Annotated in this window: 24 protein-coding genes; 8 read left to right on the forward strand and 16 right to left on the reverse strand. The window is 71.2% G+C overall.

Annotated features, from left to right (window positions below; translation table 11 throughout):
* Positions 1–29 precede the first annotated feature (29 nt).
* The 3 genes from purU to nagA are packed head-to-tail and all read left to right on the forward strand — an operon-like array spanning position 30 to position 2,514.
* Positions 30–935: a formyltetrahydrofolate deformylase gene (purU, locus tag ACXKZB_RS17155; RefSeq protein WP_395871512.1), complete on the forward strand. Its 906-nt coding sequence runs from the start codon at positions 30–32 to the stop codon at positions 933–935.
* A gap of 8 nt (positions 936–943) precedes the next feature.
* A complete protein-coding gene (locus tag ACXKZB_RS17160) occupies positions 944–1,351 on the forward strand; it encodes a YrdB family protein (protein ID WP_488823954.1) in 408 nt (135 codons plus the stop codon).
* A complete protein-coding gene (nagA, locus tag ACXKZB_RS17165; RefSeq protein WP_488823955.1) occupies positions 1,348–2,514 on the forward strand; it encodes an N-acetylglucosamine-6-phosphate deacetylase in 1,167 nt (388 codons plus the stop codon). Before ACXKZB_RS17160 ends, nagA begins: the two co-directional genes overlap by 4 nt.
* Before the next feature lie 5 nt (positions 2,515–2,519).
* On the opposite strand, the gene ACXKZB_RS17170 is transcribed toward nagA, so the two are convergent.
* The gene (locus ACXKZB_RS17170) at positions 2,520–2,822 is read right to left on the reverse strand and encodes a hypothetical protein (protein ID WP_488823956.1); all 303 of its coding nucleotides are present in this window, start codon (positions 2,820–2,822) and stop codon (positions 2,520–2,522) included.
* A 344-nt stretch (positions 2,823–3,166) separates the two neighbouring features.
* Here ACXKZB_RS17170 and ACXKZB_RS17175 point away from each other — a divergent pair, with 344 nt between their 5' ends.
* Positions 3,167–3,586: a DUF3592 domain-containing protein gene (locus ACXKZB_RS17175; protein ID WP_488825926.1), complete on the forward strand. Its 420-nt coding sequence runs from the start codon at positions 3,167–3,169 to the stop codon at positions 3,584–3,586.
* A 42-nt stretch (positions 3,587–3,628) separates the two neighbouring features.
* Here ACXKZB_RS17175 and ACXKZB_RS17180 read toward each other — a convergent pair whose 3' ends face one another.
* Positions 3,629–6,085: a GH92 family glycosyl hydrolase gene (locus tag ACXKZB_RS17180; RefSeq protein WP_488823957.1), complete on the reverse strand. Its 2,457-nt coding sequence runs from the start codon at positions 6,083–6,085 to the stop codon at positions 3,629–3,631.
* Positions 6,086–6,127: 42 nt separating this feature from the next.
* Positions 6,128–7,030, reverse strand: coding sequence for an SDR family NAD(P)-dependent oxidoreductase (locus ACXKZB_RS17185; protein ID WP_488823958.1), 903 nt, complete (start codon positions 7,028–7,030; stop codon positions 6,128–6,130).
* A 77-nt stretch (positions 7,031–7,107) separates the two neighbouring features.
* Here ACXKZB_RS17185 and ACXKZB_RS17190 point away from each other — a divergent pair, with 77 nt between their 5' ends.
* Positions 7,108–7,695 (forward strand): TetR/AcrR family transcriptional regulator, encoded by a 588-nt coding sequence (locus ACXKZB_RS17190; RefSeq protein ID WP_488823959.1) that lies wholly within the window; start codon positions 7,108–7,110, stop codon positions 7,693–7,695.
* Here the strand turns inward: ACXKZB_RS17190 and ACXKZB_RS17195 are convergent.
* Complete coding sequence (locus ACXKZB_RS17195) at positions 7,625–7,912, reverse strand: hypothetical protein (protein WP_488823960.1); 288 nt, start codon at positions 7,910–7,912, stop codon at positions 7,625–7,627. The genes ACXKZB_RS17190 and ACXKZB_RS17195 overlap by 71 nt on opposite strands.
* Positions 7,913–7,957: 45 nt before the next feature.
* Here ACXKZB_RS17195 and ACXKZB_RS17200 point away from each other — a divergent pair, with 45 nt between their 5' ends.
* Complete coding sequence (locus ACXKZB_RS17200; RefSeq protein WP_488823961.1) at positions 7,958–9,145, forward strand: MalY/PatB family protein; 1,188 nt, start codon at positions 7,958–7,960, stop codon at positions 9,143–9,145.
* A gap of 9 nt (positions 9,146–9,154) precedes the next feature.
* Here ACXKZB_RS17200 and nagB read toward each other — a convergent pair whose 3' ends face one another.
* Positions 9,155–9,940 (reverse strand): glucosamine-6-phosphate deaminase, encoded by a 786-nt coding sequence (nagB, locus tag ACXKZB_RS17205; protein ID WP_123311901.1) that lies wholly within the window; start codon positions 9,938–9,940, stop codon positions 9,155–9,157.
* Between the two features lie 59 nt (positions 9,941–9,999).
* On the opposite strand from nagB, the gene ACXKZB_RS17210 reads away from it, so the two are divergent.
* Complete coding sequence (locus ACXKZB_RS17210) at positions 10,000–10,479, forward strand: NUDIX hydrolase (protein WP_488823962.1); 480 nt, start codon at positions 10,000–10,002, stop codon at positions 10,477–10,479.
* A 164-nt stretch (positions 10,480–10,643) separates the two neighbouring features.
* On the opposite strand, the gene ACXKZB_RS17215 is transcribed toward ACXKZB_RS17210, so the two are convergent.
* The 4 genes from ACXKZB_RS17215 to ACXKZB_RS17230 are packed head-to-tail and all read right to left on the reverse strand — an operon-like array spanning position 10,644 to position 14,750.
* Positions 10,644–11,714 (reverse strand): ABC transporter ATP-binding protein, encoded by a 1,071-nt coding sequence (locus ACXKZB_RS17215; protein ID WP_488823963.1) that lies wholly within the window; start codon positions 11,712–11,714, stop codon positions 10,644–10,646.
* On the reverse strand, positions 11,711–12,625 hold the full coding sequence (locus ACXKZB_RS17220; protein ID WP_488823964.1) for an ABC transporter permease: 915 nt from the start codon (positions 12,623–12,625) through the stop codon (positions 11,711–11,713). The genes ACXKZB_RS17215 and ACXKZB_RS17220 overlap by 4 nt, the downstream gene beginning before the upstream one ends.
* Positions 12,622–13,602 (reverse strand): ABC transporter permease, encoded by a 981-nt coding sequence (locus ACXKZB_RS17225; RefSeq protein WP_488823965.1) that lies wholly within the window; start codon positions 13,600–13,602, stop codon positions 12,622–12,624. Before ACXKZB_RS17225 ends, ACXKZB_RS17220 begins: the two co-directional genes overlap by 4 nt.
* Before the next feature lie 5 nt (positions 13,603–13,607).
* Complete coding sequence (locus ACXKZB_RS17230) at positions 13,608–14,750, reverse strand: ABC transporter substrate-binding protein (protein WP_488823966.1); 1,143 nt, start codon at positions 14,748–14,750, stop codon at positions 13,608–13,610.
* A 186-nt stretch (positions 14,751–14,936) separates the two neighbouring features.
* On the opposite strand from ACXKZB_RS17230, the gene ACXKZB_RS17235 reads away from it, so the two are divergent.
* Complete coding sequence (locus tag ACXKZB_RS17235) at positions 14,937–15,374, forward strand: YdeI/OmpD-associated family protein (protein WP_488823967.1); 438 nt, start codon at positions 14,937–14,939, stop codon at positions 15,372–15,374.
* Between the two features lie 134 nt (positions 15,375–15,508).
* On the opposite strand, the gene ACXKZB_RS17240 is transcribed toward ACXKZB_RS17235, so the two are convergent.
* The 7 genes from ACXKZB_RS17240 to ACXKZB_RS17270 all read right to left on the reverse strand — a co-directional run bounded on the left by ACXKZB_RS17240 (position 15,509) and on the right by ACXKZB_RS17270 (position 24,827).
* Positions 15,509–16,372, reverse strand: a complete 864-nt coding sequence (locus tag ACXKZB_RS17240; protein WP_488823968.1) for an NAD(P)H-hydrate dehydratase — start codon at positions 16,370–16,372, stop codon at positions 15,509–15,511.
* Positions 16,362–17,102 (reverse strand): histidine phosphatase family protein, encoded by a 741-nt coding sequence (locus ACXKZB_RS17245; RefSeq protein ID WP_488823969.1) that lies wholly within the window; start codon positions 17,100–17,102, stop codon positions 16,362–16,364. Before ACXKZB_RS17245 ends, ACXKZB_RS17240 begins: the two co-directional genes overlap by 11 nt.
* 265 nt (positions 17,103–17,367) lie before the next feature.
* Positions 17,368–20,496: an alpha-mannosidase gene (locus ACXKZB_RS17250; protein WP_488823970.1), complete on the reverse strand. Its 3,129-nt coding sequence runs from the start codon at positions 20,494–20,496 to the stop codon at positions 17,368–17,370.
* Positions 20,497–20,533: 37 nt separating this feature from the next.
* Positions 20,534–21,433, reverse strand: a complete 900-nt coding sequence (locus ACXKZB_RS17255; RefSeq protein WP_410004014.1) for a carbohydrate ABC transporter permease — start codon at positions 21,431–21,433, stop codon at positions 20,534–20,536.
* Complete coding sequence (locus tag ACXKZB_RS17260) at positions 21,433–22,383, reverse strand: carbohydrate ABC transporter permease (RefSeq protein WP_396289468.1); 951 nt, start codon at positions 22,381–22,383, stop codon at positions 21,433–21,435. The genes ACXKZB_RS17255 and ACXKZB_RS17260 overlap by 1 nt, the downstream gene beginning before the upstream one ends.
* Before the next feature lie 107 nt (positions 22,384–22,490).
* Positions 22,491–23,849: an extracellular solute-binding protein gene (locus ACXKZB_RS17265; RefSeq protein ID WP_488823971.1), complete on the reverse strand. Its 1,359-nt coding sequence runs from the start codon at positions 23,847–23,849 to the stop codon at positions 22,491–22,493.
* A 135-nt stretch (positions 23,850–23,984) separates the two neighbouring features.
* A complete protein-coding gene (locus ACXKZB_RS17270; protein ID WP_488823972.1) occupies positions 23,985–24,827 on the reverse strand; it encodes a PhzF family phenazine biosynthesis protein in 843 nt (280 codons plus the stop codon).
* Positions 24,828–24,832: the final 5 nt, after the last annotated feature.

The raw sequence follows: 24,832 nt of genomic DNA on the forward strand, positions 1-24,832 counted from the left end.
TCGAGTCGCGTGACGGCACTCGACCGTTTCTGCTCACGAAGCACCGCGCTCGCCGCGCCCGGTACCCTGATCCGGTGACCGACCCGACCCCCACGCACTGGACCCTGACGCTCGTCTGCGACGACCAGCCCGGGATCGTGCACGCCGTCTCCGGAGCGGTCGTCGCCGCGGACGGCAACATCACCGAGTCGCAGCAGTTCTCGAGCGTCGACACGAACACGTTCTTCATGCGCCTGCAGGTCATGGCACCGGTGGACCGCGCGACCTTCGAGGCGGCCCTCGCCCCCGTCGCCGCCCGCTACGACGCCCGCGTCCAGCTCGACGTCGTCGGCCGGCCGCTGCGCACCCTCGTGCTGGTGTCGAAGGCCGGCCACTGCCTCAACGACCTGCTCTACCGCCAGCGCGGCGGGCAGCTGCCGATCGAGGTCCCCCTCGTGCTGTCCAACCACCCGGACCTGTCCGAGCTCGCGTCGTTCTACTCGGTGCCGTTCGAGCACCGCCCCGTCACCGACGCGGACAGCAAGGCGGCCATGGAGCGCCGGGTGCTGGAGGCGGTCGAAGAGCACGACATCGAACTCGTCGTCCTCGCCCGCTACATGCAGATCCTGTCGCCGGAGCTCTGCGCCGCGCTCCAGGGCCGAGCGGTCAACATCCACCACTCGTTCCTGCCCGGCTTCAAGGGCGCGAACCCCTACCGGCAGGCACACGCCCGCGGCGTGAAGCTCATCGGTGCGACGGCCCACTTCGTCACGAGCGACCTGGACGAGGGCCCGATCATCGAGCAGAACGTCGTCCGTGTCGACCACACGAAGGACCCCGCCGAGCTGGTCTCCATCGGCCAGGACGAAGAATCCCGCACCCTCACCCAGGCAGTGCGCTGGATCGCCGAGGACCGTGTCCTGCTCGACGGCGCCCGCACCATCATCTTCAAGTAGGCAGCACCATGACGAACGCCCCGCAGTCCCCCGTCGACTGGGAAGCAGTTCCCGGCCCGGCACCCGTCGGCAAGCAGCGACGACCGTTCGACGCCTGGCGCGTGCTCCGCATCCTGGTCTGCACGTTCGGCCTGCTCTCCCTGGCGTTCTGGGGGTACTGGTCGTGGCAGCTCCCCCTGCCCGGCTACCTGTTCATGATCGGTGCCCCGCTGTTCGCGGCGGTCGTCTGGTACTTCTTCCGCTCGCCGGCCTCGCCGATCGAGACCGACATCGTGGGCAAGACGATCGTCGAGGTCGCCCTGGTCATCGCCGCAGGCGCGACCTGGATCTCCATCGGCCTGCCCATCGTGGGCTTCGTCTTCATCGTCATCGCCGCCCTGAGCGGCGTGATCGCGTTCCGCAGGGAGACCGCATGACCGCCACGGGCCTCCAGACCGGCCGGGAGGCCCAGCGCACCCTGGTGCGCGCATCCCGCGTCGTCGACGTGGCCGGCTCCACGGCGGACGGCTGGGTCCTGCTCACCGGTGACGTGGTGCACGCGGTCGGCTCCGGCCCCGAAGCCCCCACGGCGAACCAGGTGGTCGACCTGGGCGACGCGGTCCTGACGCCCGGGTTCATCGACCTGCACGGACACGGCGGGGCCACCGAGTCGTACGAGGACGACTCCTTCGCCGGGTCGCTGGCCGTGCACCGTGCGCACGGCACGACCCGCTCGGTCCTGTCGCTCGTCGCCAACCCGGTCCCCGCGCTCGCGGACTCGCTCGCGCGGATCCGTTCCGTGATGGCCGCGGACCCGCTCGTGCTCGGTGCGCACCTGGAGGGGCCGTTCCTGTCCCCGCACAACAAGGGCGCCCACAACGAGTCGTTCCTCATCGGCCCCTCACCGACAGCGGTCGAGGCACTGCTCGAAGCCGGCGAGGGCGTCATCCGCCAGGTCACCATCGCCCCGGAACTCCCGGGCGCGCTCGATGCCGTCCGCCGGTTCGTCGCCGCCGGGGTCACCGTCGCCGTCGGGCACACCGTCGGCACCTACGACCAGGCCCGTGCCGCGTTCGACGCCGGTGCGACGCTGCTGACCCACGCGTTCAACGCGATGCCGGGGCTGCACCACCGCGCGCCGGGGCCGATCGGTGCCGCCGTGGCCGACGACCGCGTGACGCTCGAGCTCATCCTCGACGCCGTGCACGTGCACCCGGTCGTCGCGGACACCCTGCTCCGCGCTGCCCCGGGCCGGGTGGCGCTCATCACCGATGCGATGGGGGCTGCCGGCGCTGCCGACGGCTCGTACCGACTGGGGTCGCTCGACGTCACCGTGACGGACGGCGTCGCGCACGTCGCCGGGACGGACACCATCGCGGGGTCGACGTTGACGCAGGACGTGGCGCTCCGCAACGCGGTCTCGCTCGCCGGACGGACGCTGCCCGAGGCCGTCGCGGCCCTGACGAGCGTGCCGGCTGCGGCACTGGGGCTCGGCGACCGGCTGGGGCGGCTCGCGCCGGGCTCCGTGGCCGACCTCGTGGCGCTGTCTCCGGCGCTCGAGGTGCAGCGGGTGTGGGCCGGCGGGCGCGAGCTGCGCTGACCCGGTCAGCGCCGGGCGAGCGCTCCCGCGACGAGCCGGAGCAGCAGGGCGACGGCGCCGACCACGGCGACGGCGACCCCGATGACGACGACGATCACGAGTCGGGCGAGGGCGTGCGCCTCGGTCTCGTCCTCGCGGACGCCGAGGTACGACGCGCCCACGAACACGAAGACCGCCGCGACGAGCAGCAGCACACCGATCCAGGTCGTGGCGCGGAGCGCGGCCGGTGCTGGTACCCGGTTCCGCTCGTCCGGCGACGCTGGTCGGGCCTTGGCGCCCTCGGTCTCCCAGTCGGCGAGTTCGGTCATGGTGCTCCCCCTCTGTCGGGTCGATCGTAGGGCCTGCACGTCAGCACCAGATCCCTCCGGCCAGCGTGCTGGCCGTTCCGTCGACGCTCTCTGAGCGATCAGGGAGCGCCGTACCCTGGTTCCCGTGGCAGGGGGAAGCACGAAGGCGAAGCCGGGACGACGCGGACGACGACCGCGGAAGCGCCGCCCTCGCGAGCCGCTGACATGGGCCCGGTTCTGGCGAGGCCTCCGGACGTACGCCCGCGACACCTGGTCGCGCTGGTTCACGATCATCGGCGGCCTCGCCGTCCTGCTGACGGTGTTCCACCTGCCCGGCGACGTCCTCGCTCCGGCAGAACACCGACCTGCAGCAGCGCGGGCGAACGGCGCAGGCGGTCGTCGTCGAGGTCAGGCACGAGCACCACAGCGGGTACCGGGGCGGCTCCTGGGACGAGTACTGGCCGGTGACCGAGCAGACCGTCGACGGCGACGTGTTCACGGCTTCGCTGCGCCGGTACTCCACGCGTGATCCCGATGTCTACGAGCGTGGGCGCCGCATCGAAGTGCTCTACGATCCGGACCACCACTGGACGGTCGCGCTCGCAGGAGATGATGCTCGCGCCGCCCTGGAGCGACAGGTGCGGAGCGCGAGCACGGTCGGAGCGGCCGGCCTCGCCCTCGTGGCCGTCGGCCTGCCGGTCGACCTCCGCCGCGCGCGACGGAAGCGTCGGCGCGCGGAGACCGCGCGGCCACTCGGCACCGCGCGGCGCAGACCCCGCCGCTGACCGCACCACCAGAGGGCGAGACCCCGACGTGTCCGGCCCGACTCAGCGGTCGATCGGCCGCCCCCGAGTGCCGCTCGCCCACGTCGTGTCCGCCGTGTCCCCGACCCGCAGCGACAGCGTCCCACCGCGCGTCACGAACGACGCCGGCACCCACGACTTCTCGAGGGTTCGTCCGTTCAACCGCGCATCGTGCACGTACGGCGCCGTGCCGGAGGACCGGACGACGATCCGCTCCCCGCTCGACCGCCGGATGTCGACCGTGCTGAACGTGGGGCTGCCGATGAGCATCTCCGCCCGCCCTGGCGTCTGCGGGAACAACCCGATCGATGCGAAGACGTACCAGGCGCTCATCGTGCCGAGGTCGTCGTTGCCCGGCAGCCCGCTCGGCCCGGTCGAGTACGCGTCGTCGACGACCTGGCGCACGGTCTCCTGCGTCTTCCACGGCTTCCCGAGCGCGTTGTACATCCACGGCGTGTGGATGTCGGGCTCGTTCGTGGGGTCGAACTTCGTGGCGTCGCCGCCGGTCACCGCGAACGCACCAGTGCTGTCGTGGAAGAACGCGTCGAGTCGCGCGACCGCCGCGTCGTCGCCACCCAAGGCCGTCGACAGCCCCCGTACGTCCTGCGGTACGAGCCAGGTGTACTGCGCACTCGTGCCCTGCGCGAACCCGGTTCCGGTCGAGGGCGACCAGTCGGGCGTCCACGAGCCGTCGGCCTGGCGAGCGGCCTGGTAGCCGACGGCCGCGTTGAACGTGTTCTTCCAGTAGGTCCCGCGCTCCGCGAACATCCGGGCGTCGGAGCGCAGCCCCAGGGAACCCGCCCAGTACCCGAGCGCACTGTCGGAGATCGAGTTCTCGAGCGTCTCGGCAGCGCCGCCCCAGCACGAGCAGTCGTCGTTCGCGGCGTACTGGCGCTGCAGGTACTCGTCGAGTGCCGGGCGTTGCGCCAGGCACTGGCCCGGGCACCCGATGTCGCTCTCGGCGTCGGCGTTCTCGACAGTCGCCTGGTGCTTCAGCGAGGCGTAGGCGGCTCGCACGTCGAAGTTCCGGACCCCCATCGCGTACCAGGTGGCGAGGGTCGCTGCCGAGGGGTCACCCGTCATCACGTGCGTCGGCGCCCCGAGGTGGAGCCAGCGGTCCCACACCCCGCCGTTCTGCTGGGCGAACCGCAGCATCGACTGCGCCATGTCGCCGGCGACGTCCGGCCGGAGCAGTGCGAGCAGTTGGATCTGCGCCCGGTACTGGTCCCACCCGGAGTACGTGCCGTAGACGGCCCGGTGTCCCCGGTCCATCCGGTGCACCCGCTGGTCCGGCCCCAGGTAGCGGCCGTCGCGGTCGTTCAACGTGTTCGGCTGCATGAGTGCGTGGTAGACGGACGTGTACAGCTGGGTGGTGCGGTCCGCGGTGCCGCCTCCGACGCGTAGACGCGACAGTTCGCGGTTCCAGGAGGCCCGGGTGCCGGCCGCCACGCTGGCGACGGTCGAGCGCTGGGTCACCTCGCCGTCGCGGTTCGCGATCGCTCCTGCGGCACTCACGTACGAGATGCCGATCTTCGCGTGCACCGTCGCACCGCGACGCGCGTCGAACCCGACCCACGCGCCGGAGCCGCGTCCGGCACGGTCGGCGCCGGTGAGGTACCCCTCGCCACCGGAGGAGGACGTGCCTCCCGGTCGGACCGTGCCGTCCTGCCAGGTCCCGGTGCTCGTGAACGCCTTGTCGAAGGTGGCCGTGAAGAACAGCCGGTAGTAGCTGCGGCGGTCGGGGTTGGTGGCACCGCCGCCGTTGGCGCGGCGGCTGCAGAAGCCGCCGGTCAGGACGCTGCCACTCACCGTGCGGGTGCGGGCGTCGACGCGGGTGGTCGCGGCCTCGCTGCCGTTGATCGAGTTCGAGGTGCGGAAGAGCAGGTTCGCGGCCTTCCCGGCGGGGAACGCGAACTCACCGATCCCGGCACGGGTGGTGACGGCGAGGTCGGCGCGGACGCCGTTGTCGAGCGCGACGCCGTAGCGCCCGGGGCTCGCGGACTCGTCGTCGTGCGAGTAGCCGGCGGCGTAGACCGCGTCGGTGCTGTCGGCCGACGGCGACGTCGTGACCGCGGTCGTGACCGGCATGATCGGCACGTCACCCGCGGCCCCAGGCGCGCAGCCAGCGCCGTTCAGGTGCGTCAGGCTGAACCCGCGCAGCCGGTTCACGTCGTACGAGTACCCGTTCGCGACCGGGGTCGAGGTCTGGTCTCCTGCCGTACCGGTGGGGCTCCACTGCATCATGCCGAACGGGGCGGTGGTGCCCGGCCAAGTGTTGCCGTCGCCGCTGGTGCCGATGAACGGGTCGACGTACCGCGCCGGGTCGGAGACGGTCCGCCCCGCATGCGTCGCCTGCCCTGACGGTGAGGCGACGGCCGGCGCGGCGACGACCCCCGTCCCGAGCAGCGCGGCGATCGTGGCCACCGCGGCGAGCGGGAGCGGGCGGACGAGCGGGCGACGGTGCACGCGGGAACGGTTCACGTCGGCGACGCTAGCCCCCTCGGACGGGGGAGGTGCGGTCCGTCACCGAGCGCTCTCCTGCTGTTCACGTCGGCCTTCGACGAATGCCCGGACCCGCGCGCGGAACGCCGGGTCCGCCGCCGGGCCCTTCACCGGCACGACGTGCAGTCGCCGGTCACCTCGACGGAGGGCCGGTCCGACGAACACCCCCTCGGTGACGTCCGGTGCGGTCGCGGCCCAGAGGGTCGAGCGAGCGCCGTCCGCAGCGGTCCGGGCCATGCTGCGGGCGACCATGCCGCCGAGGCGCTGCGTCAGGGTCTCCGCCTGGTCGTTCATCCCCGTCGCCGCGATGCCGGGGTGCGCGATCACCGAACGGATGTCCGAACCGGCAGCACGGAGTCGTTCGCCGAGGTCGACGCTCAGCGCTGCGGCCGCGGTCTTCGAGTCGGTGTACACACCGAACTGCGAGTAGTCGTCCGGACCGTCCACCCCGCCGGGGCCGGGTACGCGGCGGGTGCGCTGCGACAGGTTCGAGCCGACGAGCACGATGCGGGGCGACGGCCCGCTGAGCAGCGGGAGCATCGCCTCGGCGAGCACGGCCGGTCCGACGACGTTCGTCGCCCAGGTGCGCTCGATGCCCTCGTCGGTGCGCCCGAACGTGCCGAGTGTCGCACCGGCGTTGTTGACGAGGGCATCCACGACGATGCCGTCCGCGGCGAGCTGCCGGGCGAACGCCGTGACGGACGCGACGGAGGATGTGTCGACGAGCCGCGCCTCCAGGTCGAGACCCGCGGGGAGGACGCGAGCCGCCTTGTCGAGGTCGCGCACCCCGGCGACGACGCGGGCGCCGGCCGAGGCGAGGGTCGTGGCGACGACGAGGCCGAGCCCACCGGTCGCGCCGGTGACCACCACGGTCCTGCCGTGCTGGTCGGGCATCGCTGCCGGTTCCCACTCGAAGCGGTCCATCGTCGTCTCCTGCTCGTTCGCCGTACCGAATCGGATGATTCATCCGGAACGCTAGCACAACCGGATAGAGTGTCCACATGACGATCGCAATGGCCCGGCCCGAGGCGCTGCGCTCCGATGCCCAGCGCAACCGGACGGCGCTGCTCGACGTCGCCCGCACCTTCGTCGACCGGGGAGAACCCGCCCTGCTCAACGCCGTCGCGCACGAGGCCGGAGTCGGGGTCGGGACGGCCTACCGGCACTTCCCGAGCCAGCAGCACCTGCTCGAAGCGCTCGCGATCGACGCGCTCGAGGACATGCTCGACCAGGTCCGCGACGCCGTCGTGCTGTCGGACGCGGCCGATGCGCTCCGCGGGGTCGTCACCGCCGCGTTCCGGAGCATGGTGGACGACGCAGCGCTCGGCGACCTGCTGACGAACGGCGGGTTCTCCTGTGCGGACACCGCTGCCCTCGCCGGCGACCTGGTCGTGTCCGTCGATGCGCTGCTCGCGCGGGGACGCACCGAGGGGATCGTCCGGACCGACGTCGACGCCGACGACCTCCGCCGACTGCTGTGCGGCCTGCGTGAGGCTGCCGTCGCCGGCGGCACCCGGGTCAGCGATCCGGAGCGCTACGTCGAGATCCTGCTCGCCGGGCTCCGTCCGACGAACCGACCGACGCCCTGATCGCGGCGAAGCCGACGAGCGCCCCGAACCCGCAGACGGCGACCGCCGCCACCGCGACCGCGATGTAGGCCGCCTCGGTCGAGGAACCCCGGTAGGGCATGTCGTCGAGCCACCCCAGTCCGGCGACCACGATCACCACGCCGATCGCGACACTGCCGACCACCACCAGCACCGCGTCACGGACTGCCCGGAGCACGGTACGCGAGCGGTGTTCCACGGGTCCATCCTGCCGGGCGGCAGCGAGCACTGTCAGGATGGGCGCATGAGCGTCATGGTCTCCGTGTTCGATGCGCACCGCAGCCGTACGAGCGAGAAGTACACCGCCTACCCGCCGGACGTCCTGCCGATGTTCGTCGCCGAGATGGACTCGATGCTCGCGGAGCCCGTGCGTGAGGCCCTCGTCGCCGCGGTCACCAACGGCGACACCGGGTACGTCGGCCACGGTCGGGCGCTGCCCGAGGCGTTCGCGGACTTCGCCGAGAGCCGATGGGCCTGGCGGGTCGACCCCGACCTCGTCCGCACCACCACCGACGTTTCGGTCGCCGCGGTGGAGATGCTGCGGCGGATCATCGAGCCCGGCGACCAGGTCGTCATCATGCCGCCCGTGTACCCGCCGTTCTGGGAGTACGTGTCCGAGGCCGGCGGCACCGTGACCGAGGTCCCGCTGCTCGCACCCGACGGCCCCGCCGACCCGTTCGACACCACCGCCGGCTGGCGGATGGACCTGGACGGCCTCACGCAGGCGTTCGTCGACGGGGCCCGCACGGTGCTGCTCTGCAACCCGCACAACCCCCTCGGGCTGGTGCACGACCGCTCGTCGCTCGTCGCACTCGCGAAGCTCGCCGCCGAGTGGGACGCCGTCGTCGTCTCGGACGAGATCCACGCGCCGCTCGTGCACGCCGACGCGGTCTTCACGCCGTTCCTGGAGTCCTGCCCCGAGGCAGCCGCGCTCGGCGTCGCGTTGACGAGTGCGAGCAAGGCCTGGAACCTCGCGGGGACGAAGTGCGCGCTGATCGTCGGCGCCTCGGAGCGGGCCCGTGCCTGGTTCGACGCCCTGCCGACCGAGGTGGTCGAGCGCACCGGCATCCTCGGCTACACCGCGAGCGTCGCCGCGTTCAGCGAGGGCGAGCCGTGGCTCGCGTCACTGCTCACCGAGCTCGCCGCCAACCGTCGCACCCTGGCCGAGCGGATCGGCGACGACCTGCCCGGAGCGGAGTACCGGCAACCGCAGGCGTCCTACCTGGCGTGGCTGGACCTGCGCGCCCTGCCGTGGGGCGACGACCCCGCGGCGCTGCTGGTCGACGAGGCGAAGGTCGCGCTGGCCTCGGGCCCGGCGTTCGGACGCCAGGGACAAGGGTTCGCGCGGCTGAACTTCGGGTGCTCGGCCGAGACCCTGGACGACGGTCTCAGCCGCCTGCACACCGCGTTCCGGCAGCGCGCAGACGGCTGATCGTCGGTTCTACTCGAACACCTGCCACGCCGGCTTGTTCGCGTACGTGTAGCGGTAGTAGTCGGCGAGCTGCAGGCCGGCCGCGGCTTCCTCGTCGACGACGACCGTCGCGTGCTCGTGCAGCTGCAGGGCCGAACCGGGGACGAACGAGCTGAGCGGCCCCTCGACCGCAGCGGCGATGGCGTCGGCCTTGGCGGAGCCCTGCGCGACGAGGACGAGCTGCTGGGCCTCGAGGATGGTGCCGAGTCCCTGCGTCATGCAGTGCGTCGGGACCTGCTCGGGCGAGTCGAAGAACCGCGCGTTGGCGTCACGGGTGGAGGGTGCCAGGGTCTTGATCCGGGTGCGCGAGGCGAAGGACGACGTCGGCTCGTTGAACCCGATGTGCCCGTTCGCGCCGATGCCGAGGATCTGCACGTCGATCCCGCCGGCGGCACGGATCGCGGCGTCGTACTCCTTCGCCGCGAACTCCAGGTCGTCGGCACGACCGTCGGGCACCCGCACCCGCGAGGGGTCGAACCCGAGCGGTGCCACGACGTCGCGCGCGATGACGCTGGCGTACGACTCCGGGTGCTCGAGCGGGATGCCGACGTACTCGTCGAGGGCGAACCCGCGAGCCTCGGCGAACGAGATCTCGCCGGCACCGACCCGACGCTGCAGGTCGGTGTAGATGCCCTGCGGACTGGATCCGGTGGCGAGACCGATGACGGCGGACGGCTTCTTGGCGACGACGGACGCGATCTTGGCCGCGGCGACGCGACCGACCTCAGCCGGCGTGGGCAGGATGATGATCTCCACGCCCCCATGCTACTGGTCATGACCAGTCTCCGACAGGGCCGGATCGGTAGCGTGGGCGCATGCCCACCCCCGACTTCGTCCTGTCCCTCCGCTCGAAGATCGGCACCGATCCGCTGTGGCTGACGGGCGTCACCGCCGTGGTCACGCGGGGTTCCGGTGCCGACCAGGAGCTCCTCGTCGTCCGCCGAGCCGACAACGGCTCCTTCACCCCGGTGACCGGCATCGTCGACCCGGGTGAGGAACCGGCCGTCGCCGCCGAGCGCGAGGTCCTCGAAGAGGCAGACGTCGTCGCCGTCGCGGAACGGCTGGCGTGGGTGCAGGTGCTGCCGGAGTTGACGTACGCAAACGGCGACCGGGCGCAGTACCTCGACCTGGTGTTCGCCTGTCGCTACGTGTCCGGCACCCCGAACCCCGCCGACGGCGAGAACACCGAGGCGTTCTGGGCACGACTCGACGACCTGCCCGAGATGCACCCGAACATGCGTGCCCGCATCGCGGCAGCGTTGGCCGACGAGCGCGAGGCGCGCTTCCAGCGCTGACCTCACCGGACGGGAGGCCCGGTGCCAGCCCGCCCCGCGCCTCCCGTCCGCCCGTGGTCGCGCCCACCCCGCGAAAGCGACAGTGTGCCGCCGACGTTCCGCGGGGAACTGTCGCTTTCGCGGAGGGGACGCGCCTGGCCCGGCGAGGGCTGTCGCTTTCGCGGTCAGGCGAGCGGGGCGACCGCCACGGGTGCGCCGAGCAGCCGGACGGCGACTGGCTCGCCCGCGGCGCGACGGTCGCCGACCTCGTGCTGCACGGTCACGACGGTGTCGTCGTCGAGCCGGACCGTGGTGCGGCGGATCGAGCCGAGGAAGCTCGACGAGACGACGGTGCCGGTGATCCCCTCCGGGGCGAAGGCGACGTCCTCGGGTCGGACGTAGGCGAGCACCGGCCCGTCCGGGACCGAGGCGTCGAGCGCCGGCACGCGGAACCCGTACACGAACACGTCGCCGGCGCGCAGGTCGCCCTGCAGGCGGTTCGACTGCCCGACGAAGTCCGCCGTGAACGCCGACGACGGGGAACGGTAGAGCTCCTCGGGCGTGCCGACCTGCTCGATGTCACCGGCGTTCATCACGGCGATGCGGTCGGAGACGGCGAGCGCTTCCTCCTGGTCGTGGGTGACGAACACGGTGGTGATGCCGAGGTCGCTCTGGATCCGGCGGATCTCGTCGCGCAGCGAGACCCGGACCTTGGCGTCGAGGGCGGACAGCGGCTCGTCGAGCAGGAGGACCCGGGGCCGCGTGACGAGGGCGCGGGCGAGGGCGACGCGCTGCTGCTGGCCGCCGGACAGCTGGTGCGGGTAGCGCTCGGCGAACGCGCCCAGGTGCACCATGTCGAGTGCCTCGACGACGCGGCTCCTGCGCTCGGCGGCGGGGACGCGGCGCATCTCGAGGCCGAACGCGACGTTCTGCCGCACCGTCATGTGCGGGAACAACGAGTACTGCTGGAACACCATCCCGATGTCGCGCTTGTTCACCGGGGTGGCGGCGACGTCCTGACCGTCGATGCGGATGGCTCCGGCGTCGATGGCCTCGAGGCCTGCGAGTGCTCGGAGCGCCGTCGTCTTGCCGCAGCCCGACGGTCCGAGCAGGGACACGAACTCCCCCGGTTCGACGCGGAGCGACAGTCCGGCCAGGGCCCGGTGTGTGCCGTAGTGCTTCTCGACGGCCTCGAGCTCGACGACGGCGCCGGTGGTGGCGAGGGACGCCGGGGCTGCCGGTGCGGTGACGGTCATGCGGACTCCTTGACGGGGGTGCTGCGGACGGCGCGGACACGGCCGGCACGACGGCCCGTCCCGATGCGGCCGATGACGACGAGCAGGACGAACCCGAACACGAGGGCGGCGACCGAGAAGATCGCGGCGACGTAGGGGTCGGTCTGCTGCACGAGGACGAGCGCGGTCTGGAAGGTGGTGCGGGACAGGAACGCCGCGAGCGTGTACTCGCCGAGGACCACCGTGATGGTGAGGAAGCACGCGGCGGTGATGCCCCGGCGGAGGTTCGGCAGGAGCACCCGCCAGGTGACCGTCCACCACGAGGCCCCGAGCGACCGGGCAGCCTCGGAGAGCACCGTCATGTCCGTCGCGGTGATGGCCGCGGCGATCGGGCGGAACGCGAACGGCAGTGTGACGATGCCGATCGCGAACGACAGGGTCCATGCGCCAGAGCCGAAGACCTGGGCGACGACCTGGTACACGGGGATGAACCCGACGACGAGCACCACGACGGGGACGGTGATCGGCACGATGCACACGAACTCGAGCACGCGGCGGAGCCTCGGGTAGCGCAGCGCCGTGATGATCTGGGCGGGCAGCAGGACGAACAGCACGATGCCGACGGTGATGACCGCGATGAGCAGCGATGCCCCGAGCCCGTCGAACACCGGCTGGTAGGTGAACGCGTTGACGGGATCGGTGACGGCTGTCCAGTGCGCGAGCGTCAGGCCGCCGTCGGTCCCCTGCCGGAAGGTGAACTGCACCAACGCGACCAGCGGGACGGCGAAGACGACCCCGACGGCCGTGAGCACGGCCGTGGCGGTGCCCCGTGACGGGGCCGTGCCGAAGCGGCCGACGCGAGCCGCGCCTCCCGTCCGACCGGACGCGACCGACGTCGGACGCGACGGCCCCATCGGCGCTGCCGCGCTCATCGCTGCCACCTGGCGGCCCGACGCTGCAGCAGCGAGTACGCGCCCATCACGACCGCCATCACGACGACCATCCCGAACGCGAGCACCCCGGCGACGTTCTGCAGGCCGATGAGCGTCTCGCTGGTGAGCTGCGTGCGGATCGTGAGCGGCACGATGCCGCCCTGCGAGATGAGTGCGGCGGCGGTCGCGAAGGACGAGAACCCGTTCGCGAAGAGCAGCAGGAGCGATCCCCAGAACGCCGGCGCCAGGACCGGCAACGCGATCCGGCGCCAGTACGTGGCGCGCGAGGCGCCGAGGGTGGCGGCGGCTTCACCCCACTGGGTCTTGACGCCCTCCAGTGCGGGCATGAACGTGAGGACCATCAGCGGCACCTGGAAGTAGACGTAGGGGATGACGAGACCGGGGACCGTGTACAGGAACGCACCGTTCGCGTTGAGGTCGACGTGGAACACGGAGACCAGCCACGTCGTGACGAGCCCCTGCGCGCCGATCGTGGCGATGAAGGCGAAGGCGAGCATGACGCCGCCGAACTGGGCGAGGACGCTCGCGGCCGAGTCGATCATCGACCGGACGAGCCCGTCGGGCCGCAGTGCCGACAGTGCCCAGCAGACGAGCGCTCCGATGACGGCACCGATGACCGCGGACACGGCGGACAGGCCGAACGAGCCGCCGAAGGCCCGCAGGACGGAGGGCTCGGCGAACGCTGCGAGGTTCGCGAGGGTGAACGCGCCGTCGTCGGTGAAGAACCCACTGCCGACCGCGATCACCGCGGGGACGGCGAGGAAGAGCAGGACGTACGCGGCGAACGGGGTGAGGCCGAGCCAGGCCAGGCCGACGCGGCGCCGGACACGGGGTGCGGCACCGCTTCGGACGGCATCGGCGGACGCTCGTGTGGACGTCGGGAGCACGGGGCTCGTCACGCTCGTCGCCGGTGCGCTCGCCGCTGGCGCGGGCGCGCCCGCCGATGCGGTGGTCATGCTGGTCAGGAACCCATCGTGGCGGACCACTTAGCCGACAGCACCTTCGCGGCGTCGGCGACCTGCGCGTCGGTCAGCTCGACGTAGTCCTTCGGCGCGCCACCGGCGGCGTCGAGGGCGTCCTGGTCGACCTTGCCCGACTTCTCGAGCGCGGCGAGGGTGGACGGGAAGGCGCCGGCCTGCAGGTAGAGGTTCTGCACGTCCGGGCTGGCGATGTACTCCTGCCAGAGGCGCGCCGCCGCGGGGTGCGGGGCGTCCTTGTTGATGGCCTGCGAGTAGTACGAGCCGAGCGCTTGGCCCTCGGGCACGACGGTCTTCCAGTTCTTGTTGCCGCTCGCACCCGCTGCGGGGCCCCACGCGAGGTTGTTGTACGACCACTGGATGACGACGGGCGTCTCGCCCGACGCCACCGTGGCCTGCGTCGGCAGCACGTTCTGGAAGTTGCCGGCCTTCTTGAGGTCGCCGAAGTAGTCGACGCCCTTCGTGATGTCGTCGGCCGAGCCGCCGTTCTCGATCGCCGCCAGGTACACGGCTGATGCGGCCTGGTTGGCCTGCGTCGGGTCACCCGCGATCGAGACCTTGCCCTTGTACTCGCTGCCGAGCAGGTCCTGCAGGTCCTTCGGGGCGTCGGAGATCTTCGACGAGTCGTACCCGATCGACATCAGGCCGGTGTAGTCACGCGTCCACGCGCCGTCCTTGTCCTTCAGGTCGGTGGGGATGTCGTCCCAGTTCGCGACCTTGTAGTCGGTGAGCAGGTCGAGGTTCTCCTGCAGCACCGCGTTGCCGAGGTCGAGCACGTCGGGCGCGGTGGACTGGCCCTTCTGCGACTTCACTGCGGCGACCTCGTCGGCGCTCGAGCCGTTCGGGTTCGCGGAGTTGATCTTGATTCCGTACTTCTTGGTGAAGCCGTCGATGATCTTGCCGTAGTTGGCCCACGACGGCGGTAGCGCGATGACGTTGAGCTGTCCCTCGGCCTTCGCGGCCTTCACGAGGGCGTCCATGCCACCGGATGCCTCGGCGCTCGTGGCGGTCTTCCAGTTCGTGTCGTCCTTCGTCGTGCTGGCCGAGCTCGTGGCCGAGCATCCGGCGAGGGTGACGATCGCTGCGGCGGCGAGGGCGATGCCGGCGATGGTGCGCTTGTGCTGCACGGGAGGTGCCTTTCGGGTGGGTGCTGCGGGTGCTTCAGGTGGGGCCGCTGTTCTCGGCCCGGGACGATCGTGGAGGCGGCCGGTTTCCGGCCCGTGCTGCCGCGGTGAACGGTGGCGGAACAGCGGGTACGCCTGTACGTTTCCGTTGGACGGGCGGCTGACGCCGCGCCCGGACTGGAGGCACGGATGCAGTTCACGACGACGGTCCTGCTGGCGAGGAAGACGGCCACCGGGCTCCCGGTCCCGTCGTCCGTGATCGATGCGCTCGGCTCGGGGAAGCGCCCACCCGTGGTCGTCACGATCAACGGCGGCTACACCTACCGGTCCACCGTCGGGGTCATGGACGAGCAGTTCCTGGTGCCGCTGTCCGCAGCACACCGCGAGTCCGCCGGGATCGCTGCCGGGGACACCGTCGAGGTCACGCTCGTCGTCGACACGCAGCCCCGGGTCATCGACCTGCCCGACGACCTGGCGGCGGCGCTGCAGGACGCCGGGGTGCGTGCAGCGTTCGACACCCTGTCGAACTCGCGGCAGCGGGCGCTCGCCGACCCGGTGTCGCAGGCGAAGGCGCCGGAGACCCGAGCCCGGCGCATCGCGAAGGCCGTGGAGGCGCTGCAGGGCTGAGCGGGGGCGCGGCGGCGGGGCTGGCGGGACGGGCGGCGTACCTGGTCGATTCGGGCGTACCTGGTCGGAAGTTCCTGGCAGGTATGCCCGAGAGCATCAGGTATCGCGCGCGCCTTGGGAAAGATCCGGCGCGGTCAGGCGCCGAGCTCGACGAGCACGCGCGGGATCTCGGTCACGAGTTCGCTCGCCAGGTAGCCGAGCGGGCCGACCTGCACCGCGAGCCGGTCCCCCGCGGCAGCGTGCACGTAGGACGCCCACGCAACCGCCTGCGCCGGTTCCGCGCCACGAGCCAACAGGCCCGTCACCGCACCCGACAGGACGTCGCCGCTCCCGCTGGTCCCGAGCCCACCTGAGCCCGTGCCCTTGATCCAGGAACGCCCCTTCGGTGTCGCGATGGCGTCACCGAGGGCCACAACCGCACCGAACCGCTGCGCGATCGCCATCGCGTCGGCCACCGCGTCGTCGCTGCCCTCCCGACCGAGGAGTCGCTCGGCTTCGCCGGCGTTGGGCGTCATCACCAGTCGGCCCCGGAGCGGTTCCAGCTGGTCCCGGACGTCGGCCGCCACCCCGAGGGCGAACGCATCGAGCACGACGGTGGTCTGCGGTCCGACGACGCCGGCGAGTCCGGCCACGAGGTCACGGGTGCCGTCGGGGTCGTCGAGTCCCGGGCCGACCAACACCGCCTCCGCGCTCGCGGCCGTGTCCGCGATCCCCTCGATCGCGCCGACGGCGACGTGACCGTCCGCGTCCTCGTCGAGCGGCTCGACACCCGACTCGGGCACGGCGACGGCGACCTCGTTCGCGATGCTCCGTCCCACTGCGAGGGTGAGCCGCCCTGCTCCCACCCGCAGTGCGGCGAGCGCCGAGAGCATCGCGGCTCCCGGTGTCCGCGCGGCGCCGCCGACGACGAGCACCTGCCCGCGCCCGTACTTGCCGGCACCGGCCTCGGGGAGTGGCCAGTCACGCAGGAAGTTCGGGGTGATGGGTTCAGCGGGCATGCTCGTCGTCCTTCCGTCCGGTGTGCGCGGTGACTTCGTCGTCGTCGAGGTGGCCGACGGAGGAGAACTCCTCGAGCACCCACGGGGCACCCGCACGGTCGCGACGGAGCCGGGTGAGGGAGGCGTTCGCGACCGCGTGCGTCCGGGCGAACTCCATGAGCGTCGGCTCGTCGAGGTCCAGGCACACCGCCACGACCAGCATCACGACGGCATCGTGCGCCGCGATGACGAGCCGCTCGGTGCCCTCGATCCGTTCGACGTCGCTCAGTGCCGACCGGAGCCGGAGCATCACGTCAGCCCAGGACTCGCCGCCCGCAGGCCGGTGGTAGTACTTGCCGAGCCACTGCCGGCGACGTTCCTCGTCGGGGTGTCGGTTCCGGACACCCTGCAGGGTGAGCAGGTCGAGGACTCCGAGTTCGCGGTCGCGGAGCCGCTCGTCCACCCGCTTCTCCGGTTCGGCCAGCCCGCCGGCCCCGAGCGCGATCTCGATGGTCTGCTGCGCGCGCAGGTACGGGGAGACCCACAGCGCCACGGGTACGTCGTCGATGCCGCGGTCGGCGAGTTCCTGTCCGAGCGACCGCGACTGGGCCTCACCGAGCGGGCTGAGCGGGACGTCGGCGTCGCGGTACTCGACGTCGATGACGTCGTCGCCCGCGGCCTCGGCCCGGGCGGCGGCGACGTTCGCGAGCGATTCACCGTGGCGGACGAGCCAGATCTCCTGCACTGCCATGCCGCCACGCTAACCAGGCCGCGCTGAGCCGGCTCACCGACGCCCACCGACCGCGGTGGACCGAGCGCTCCGGACCGGGCGGATCGCGCACGGCAGCCCGTGCACCGCGGCCGCGGTGTCGTGCGACGCCGTCGCGACCACCTCCGCCCGAAACGGCCCGGCCCCACTCCGCCACCGCACACGACACGGCGCCGGACGGAACGCACCCGTGTCCCGTCCGGCGCCGCGGTCTCTCCCCCCGAGGGGGACCGAGGGGCCCGCTGCCTCAGGCCCGACGCACCCGCACCGTCACGATCTCGAACGGACGGAGGGTCAGCACGACGGGCTCCCCGGCCCGCCACGACGAGGCGTCGACGGGGCGTTCGAGCAGGTCGACGGCCGTCACGGACGCGACGTCGAACCCGAACGACACCCCGACGTCGGTCGCCCGACCGCCCGACGCCTCGTACAGGCGCACGATCACGTCACCGGAGCGGTCCTCGGCGAGCTTCACGGCCTCGACGAACACCTGCGGCGACGACACCGAGACCAGCGGCGAAACCGTGGTCGAACCCGTGACCGTCCGCACCGGCAGGTTCAGCCGGTAGCCGGAGTCGGCGGCGTCGAGCACCGACGCCCCCACCCGCAGCACGGTCCGGAACACGTGGTGCCCCTGGTCGGCGTTGGGGTCCGGGAACGTCGGCCCGCGCAGCAGCGACTCGCGCACGAGCGTCGTGGTCCCGCCGTCCGGCCGCGTGGAGCGTGTGATGTCGTGCCCGTAGGTGGAGTCGTTCGCCACCGCGACGCCGAACCCGGGCTCGGCGACGTGCACCCAGCGGTGCGCCGAGGTCTCGAAGCGGGCGTGGTCCCACGAGGTGTTCTGGTGGGTCGGCCGGTCGATGTGCCCGAACTGGATCTCGCTCGAGGCGGACGACGCACGGACGTCCACCGGGAACGCGAGCTTCAGCAGCTTCTGGTGCTCGTGCCAGTCGACCTCGGTCTCGATGGTCAGTTCGGGCTCGCGCTCGACGGCGGAGTACCGGGTCGTGAGCGTCGACGACCCGAAGGACCGTTCCACCACGAGCGAGGAGCCGTCGATCGCGACCGACGACGCCGACAGTACGGTGCCGTTGCGCTGGTACGCACGGTCGATGTCCCACGCCTCCCACTGGTTCGGGGTGTCGCGGAACACGGTGTACTCGGCAGCGGCCGCACCCGGTGCGATCGCGTCGCGTCCGCTGGCGCGGTCGACGAGCGACACGACGTGGCCGGCTGGGTCGATGGTCGCCGTGACGACGCCCGTGTCGAACACGAAGTGGTCACCGGAGCGGACGGGAGGCACGGGTCGCGGCGCCGAGCCGAGCGAACCACCCAGGGCGGTTGCGTCTCCTGCCGCGACCGGCGAGGCGTTGAAGCGCACGACGTTGCCGGACGAGCCGCTGCCACCGACGGCGTCGGAGCCGGAGCCGGACGGCGCACCGAGCAAGCCGCTGCCACCGCTGCCGCCCGCAGCCGTCGACGACGACGCACCGACCCCGGCGAGCGCCGCAGCACCCCCGTTCGCGAGCGCGGTCGTCGCGTTGCCGATCAGCCCCTCGAGGGCTTCGGCGATCTGCGCGTAGTTCTCCTCGGCGTTCTCGTAGACCCAGGCGATCGAGGACCCGGGCAGGATGTCGTGGAACTGCTGCAGCAGGACGGTGTGCCAGGCGCGCTCGAGTTCCTCGTAGGGGTAGTCGAGCCCGAGGCGCACGGCTGCGGTCGATGCCCAGAGCTCGGCCTCGCGCAGCAGGTGCTCGGAGCGGCGGTTGCCCTGCTTCGTGCGGATCTGCGACGTGTAGGTGCCGCGGTGGAACTCGAGGTACATCTCACCCGACCACACGCCGGGGGTCGGCAGCACCCGTTCGAGCTCCTCGAACACCTGGGCGGGGGTGCCGAGCTGCACGCGGGGCGAGCCGTCCAGGTCGTGCTGGCGTCGGGCTGCGGCGACCATCTCGCGGGTGGGGCCACCGCCGCCGTCGCCGAAGCCGTAGAGCAGCATCGAGGTGTTCGCGACGCCGCGCTCCTTGTTGTTCCGCTCACCGCGGTGCAGGTCGGCGGCGGAGACGTCGGAGTTGTAGGTGTCGGCCGGCGGCAGGTGCGTCAGGATGCGGGAGCCGTCGATGCCCTCCCAGTGGAAGGACGTGTGCGGGATGACGTTCGTCTCGTTCCACGACGGCTTCTGGGTGACGAACCACTTCGAGCCGGCCGCTCGGACGATCTGCGGGAGCGCCCCGGAGTAACCGAACGAGTCAGGGAGCCAGGCCTCGGGAGTGTCGATGCCGAACTCCTCGAGGAAGAACCGCTTGCCGGCGACGAACTGTCGTGCCAGGGCTTCGCCACCGGGCAGGTTGGTGTCGGACTCGACCCACATGCCACCGACGGGGATCCACCGGCCCTCGGCGACGCGCTGCTTGATCCGGGCCCAGATCGACGGGTAGCCGTCGCGGATCCACGCGTACTGCTGCGCGGACGAGCAGGCGAACGTGAAGTCGGGGTCGCGGTCCATCAGGTCGAGCACGTTCGAGAAGGTGCGGGCGCACTTGCGGATCGTCTCGCGCACCGGCCAGAGCCAGGCGGAGTCGATGTGGGCGTGACCGACGGCGATCGCCCGGTGCGCGGCAGCGCTCGCGGGGACGGCCAACACGGGAGCGAGGACCTCGCGGGCGTCGGCGGCGGTGCCGGCGACGTCGTCGGGGTCGAGGGCGTCCGCTGCCAGCTCGAGTGCGTGCAGGACGTCCGCGCCGCGGGTCCCGTCCGTGGGGAGTTCCGCCATCAGGCCGCGCAGGACCCAGAGGTCCTGCTGCAGCTCCCACACGGTGTCGTCACGCTCGACGAGCTCGAGGGAACGCACGCGGTAGATCGGCTCGTCGCCCGCGGTGGAGCGCGACCCGAGCGGCGTCGCGCCCTGGAACGAGTCACCGCCGATGTCCGGGTTCGCACCGGCCTCGACGTACAGCTCGAAGGACTCCCCGGGCCCGACCTCGACGGGCACGGTGTCGTTCCGCGGCTCGACGCCCTTGATCGTGGAGCCGTCGGTGCGGTACGCCAGGCCCTCGGCCTGGAACCCCGGGTGCCGCTTCGTGAACCCGAGGTCGACGAGCAGCTCCGCGGTGGTCCCGGGCGCGGTACCGAAGTCCGCCGGCACGGTGCCGGTGATCCGGAACCAGGTGGTCCCCCACGGCCGGCCACCCCAGGCGCTGCCCACGGTGAACGGTTCGTACGCCTGCTGGACGGCGGAGTCGAACGGCACCGGCTCACCCGGCACCTCCCACGCCTCGATCGTGACCGGCGCCGAGCGGCGGTGGACGGCGGGGTCGACACGGTCGCGGACGAGGCGGGCGATCCGGGCCTCGACGAGCGGTTCGTCCTTGTGCATGTGGTTCCTTTCGAGTGAGCCGGCCGGGGCCAGCAGATCAGCCCTTGATGCCGCCGGCGAGGGCGTTGCCGCCGCCGAGGCCTCGGGACACGATCACGTAGAGGGCGATGACGGGCACGGAGTAGACGATGGAGAACGCGGCGAGCTGTCCGTACGCGACCGCCCCGTTCTGTCCGAAGAAGTTGAAGATGCTCACCGCGGCGGGCACCTTCTCGGGCGAGAGCAGCAGGACGAACGGGACGAAGAAGTTCCCCCACGCCTGGATGAACACGAAGATGAACACCACCGCGATGCCCGGCCGCATGAGCGGGATGACGATCCGCGTCAGGGTGGTCATCATCGACGCCCCGTCGGTCCACGCTGCTTCTTCGAGCGAGATCGGCACCGAGTCCATGAAGTTCTTCGCCATCCAGATCGCCATCGGCAGGCTGGTCGCGGCGAGGAAGAAGATGCAGCCCCACACGTTGTCGATCAGGTTGAGTGACACGAACAGCGCGTAGACGGGCACCATCATCGCGGTGATCGGCAAGCCGGTCCCGAACAGGATGCTGTACAGGAACGGCTTGTTGACGCGCATCTTGTAGCGGGACAGCGGGTACGCGGCGAGCAGGGCGAAGACCACGGTGACGATCGCCGTCCCGCCGGAGAGCAGCAGGCTGTTCGCGAGCGGGATGAACGACAGCTCGGGCGTGAGCACCTTCGCGAAGTTGTCGAGCGTGAACTGCGTCGGCAGCTTCACCGACAGCGACGCCTGGGTGTCGACCGAGGCGAGGACGAGCCAGAGCAGCGGGACCGCGAAGCACACCGCGATGACGAGCAGCACGACGTTCGCCACCCACCGCATCGTGCGGCCGCGCGGTGACGTCATGTGCAGGGAACCGGGAGCGGTCACCGCACGGGTCGTGGTCGGGTCGAGGGACGGGGCAGTGATGGCCATCAGTCCACCTCCGGCTTGAGCGCGCGGATGTAGATGATCGAGAAGACCGCCCCCACCACGAGCAGGATGGTCGCGATCGCGGTCCCGAAGCCGAGCTGCGAGAACTTGAACGCCTCCTGGTACGCCAGGATCGGCAGGGTCGACGAGTTCGTGCCCGGTCCGCCACCGGTCATCACGAAGATGAGGGTGAACACCGACAACGTCTGCAGCGTCGTCAGCATGAGGTTCGTCGAGATGCTCCGCCGGATCACCGGGAGCGTGATGTACACGAGACGCTGCCATCCGGTCGCGCCGTCGACCTCCGCCGATTCGGTGATCTCCTCGGGGACCTCCTGCACGGCGGCCGAGTAGACGAGCATCGAGAAGGCGGTCCCGCGCCAGATGTTCGCCAGGATCACGGCGAACATCGGGAACGTGTAGAGCCAGTTCGGACCGCTGATGCCGATCGACGCCAGGAAGCTGTTGAGCGTGCCCTCGTCGTTGAAGAACGCGTACGCGGCGAACGAGGCGACGATCTCGGGCAGGACCCAGGCGGCGACGACGAAGGTGCCGACGATCGCCCGGACGGCCTTGTTGGCGGACCGCATCAGGAGCGCGAGGCCGAGCCCGAGCACGTTCTGGCCCACCACTGCCGAGGCGAGCAGGAACACGATGGTCAGGATGACGGACTTCGGGAAGTCCGGGTCCTGGAAGAGTTCGACGTAGTTCTGGAAGCCGACGAACTGCTGGTCGGCAGCGCCGGCGCCGGTGAGCGCGGAGTTCGTGAACGACCCGTAGAACGACGAGATGACGGGGCCGAGCAGGAAGATGACGAGCAGGACGAGGGCGGGCAGGAGCGGGACCGCTCGGCCGACGTTCCGCAGCGGTCGCCGCTTGCGCGGCACGGGTGGATCGGTGCGTTTCGGCGCACCGGGCGCCGACAGCGTCGGCGCGAGGGGGGTGCTGGACACGATGGGTGCCTTCCGGGTGCGGAGGGGTTCCGAAGGTGGGGAAGGACGGACGGGAGGCGCGGTGCGGGACCGCCCCGCGCCTCCCGTCCGTCAGTGGGTGACGTCCGTCAGCCAGCGGAGACGGTGTTCTCCTTGCCGACCACCTGCGTGACGGCCTTGTCGTACGCGGCAGCCGCCTGCTTCGGCGTCTGCTGCCCGGTCATGACCGCTTCCATCGCGACCTGGATCGCGTTGGACACCTGCGAGTAGTCACTCGTCGCCGGGCGGAAGTTCGTGTTCTCCACCAGTCCGGAGAAGAACTTGAACGTCGGGTTGGCGTCGGTGTAGGCGGTGTCGTCCGCGACGTCCTTGCGGACGGCGATCTGGCTGTTCTCGGTGTCGTACTTCAGCGAGCCGTCCTTGTCGAGGAAGCTCGTGATGAAGTCGAACGCTGCCTGCGGGTTCTTCGACTTCGCGCCGACCGCCAGGGTCCAACCACCGGACATCGAGTTGTAGCCCGGGTCCTGACCGTTCTGCGTCGGCATCGGCGCCTGACCCATCACGTCGTTCCACTCGGCCCACGGCGCGGTGCCGGACTTCAGCCACGTGCCGGACTGCCACGAACCGTCGAGGTCGATCGCGAGCTTGCCCTTCGGCAGCCACGTCTGGGTGATGGTCGTGCCGACGTTCGTGTCGAGCGCCTGCTGCGGTGTCGGGCCGAGGCCGCCCTGGTAGACGTCCTTCACGAACTGCAGCGAGTCGACGAACTGCTCCGAGCCCGTGACCCACTTCTTGTCCTTGTAGAGCGTGTTGCCGGAGCCGTCCGCCCCGTACAGGAGCATCTCGAAGCCCTGCATGGTCGACGCCTCGCCCTGCGCCTTGCCCGAGTAGATGTTGAACGGGATCAGGTCGGGCTTCTCGTCCTTGATCGTCTTCGCCGCGGCGAGCACGTCGTCCCAGGTCTTCGGCTTCCACGGCACGGGCAGTCCGACGGACTTGAAGATGTCCTTGTTGTACCAGAGGGCTCGGGTGTCGGTGCCCATCGGGACGCCGTAGATCTTGCCGTCGTCACCCTGCCCGGCCTGCTTGGCGTTGTCGAAGAACTGGTCCCACTCGTCCCACTTGTCCGTGTACTTGTCGAGTGGCAGCAGGTACCCGGCCTCGGCGTCGGCCTTGACGAGGAACGTGTCCTCGTACATGACGTCGGGAGCCGTCGCGGGCGCCTTGTTCATGAGCGCGAGCTTCGTGTAGTAGTCGTTGCCCTGGGCCTGGATCGGGACGAGCGTGACCTTCTTGCCCGGGTTGTCCTTCTCGTACTCCTTCTTGACGACCTTCATCTGGGCGTCGAGCTGCTGGAAGGCGCCGAACTTCTGGTACGCGATCTTGATCGTGTCGCTCGAGGCGGACCCCGAGGCTGAGCAGCCTGCCAGGCCGACCGCGGCGACGGCCACGGCTGCGAGTCCGGCGATGATGCGGGTGCGTTTCATCGGTGCTCCTTTGCACGGGTGACGTCCGCGGGCTCCATCGCCCGCGCGCAGGATTAGTCCAGCGTATGGACTTATCCGTGTCAAGGAGTTTCTCGCGCTGGTCCGGGCGTACCTTGCCGAATCGGGCGCTGCGGCTCAGTCGATCGGCGTCGCGCTCCCCGTCACGGTGATCCCGCCGGACGCGGGGACGTCGACGAGCAGCAGGCTCGGACGGCCGACGTGGCGCCCCTGCCGGATCGTGACGCGGTCCCCCGGCTCGACGGCACCGACCTCGCGCAGGTACGCCCCGGTCGAGGCCGCCGCCGAGCCGGTCGCCGGGTCCTCGGTGATGCGCCCGGCGGGGAACAGGTTGCGCGCCTCGTACTCACGCTCCCCGGTCCGGTGCAGCACCGTCACCGTCCCTCGCCAGCCGGCCTCGCGCTTGAGCTCGGCGAGGGGCCCGGGTGCGAAGCGGAACTGGTGGAAGAGCTCGCGGTCGTGCAGCACGAGCACCGGGTGCCAGTTGCCGGCGAAGGACTCGAGCACCGGGAACCCCGGCGCGATGTCGTCAGCGCACAGTCCGAGCAGGTCGAACAGCCGCCCCAGCAGGTCCGGTTCGATGTCCCGCGTCGCCGGTTCGACGCTCGTCATCGCGACCTGCACCACCCCGTCCGGACCGGTGGTGGCGTCGAGGGCGACCTCGCCGGCTGCCGTCGTGAACACGCGGCGACCGAGCCCGTCACGTTCGGCGAGCGCCACCGCGAGCGCCACCGTCGCGTGCCCGCAGAACGGCACCTCGGCGGCCGGCGAGAAGTAGCGCACCTGCAGGCCCGTCGCCGTGGCGCCGACGACGAACGCGGTCTCGGGGTAGCCGACCTCGCGGGCGATCGCGAGCATGTCGTCGTCGGACAGTGCCCCAGCGTCGAGGACGAGCCCGGCGGGGTTGCCACCCCCGGGCTCGGCGGCGAATGCGGTGTACCGGAGGACGTCGATGCTCACGATCC

The sequence above is a fragment of the Curtobacterium sp. ABR8 genome, from assembly GCF_057812125.1.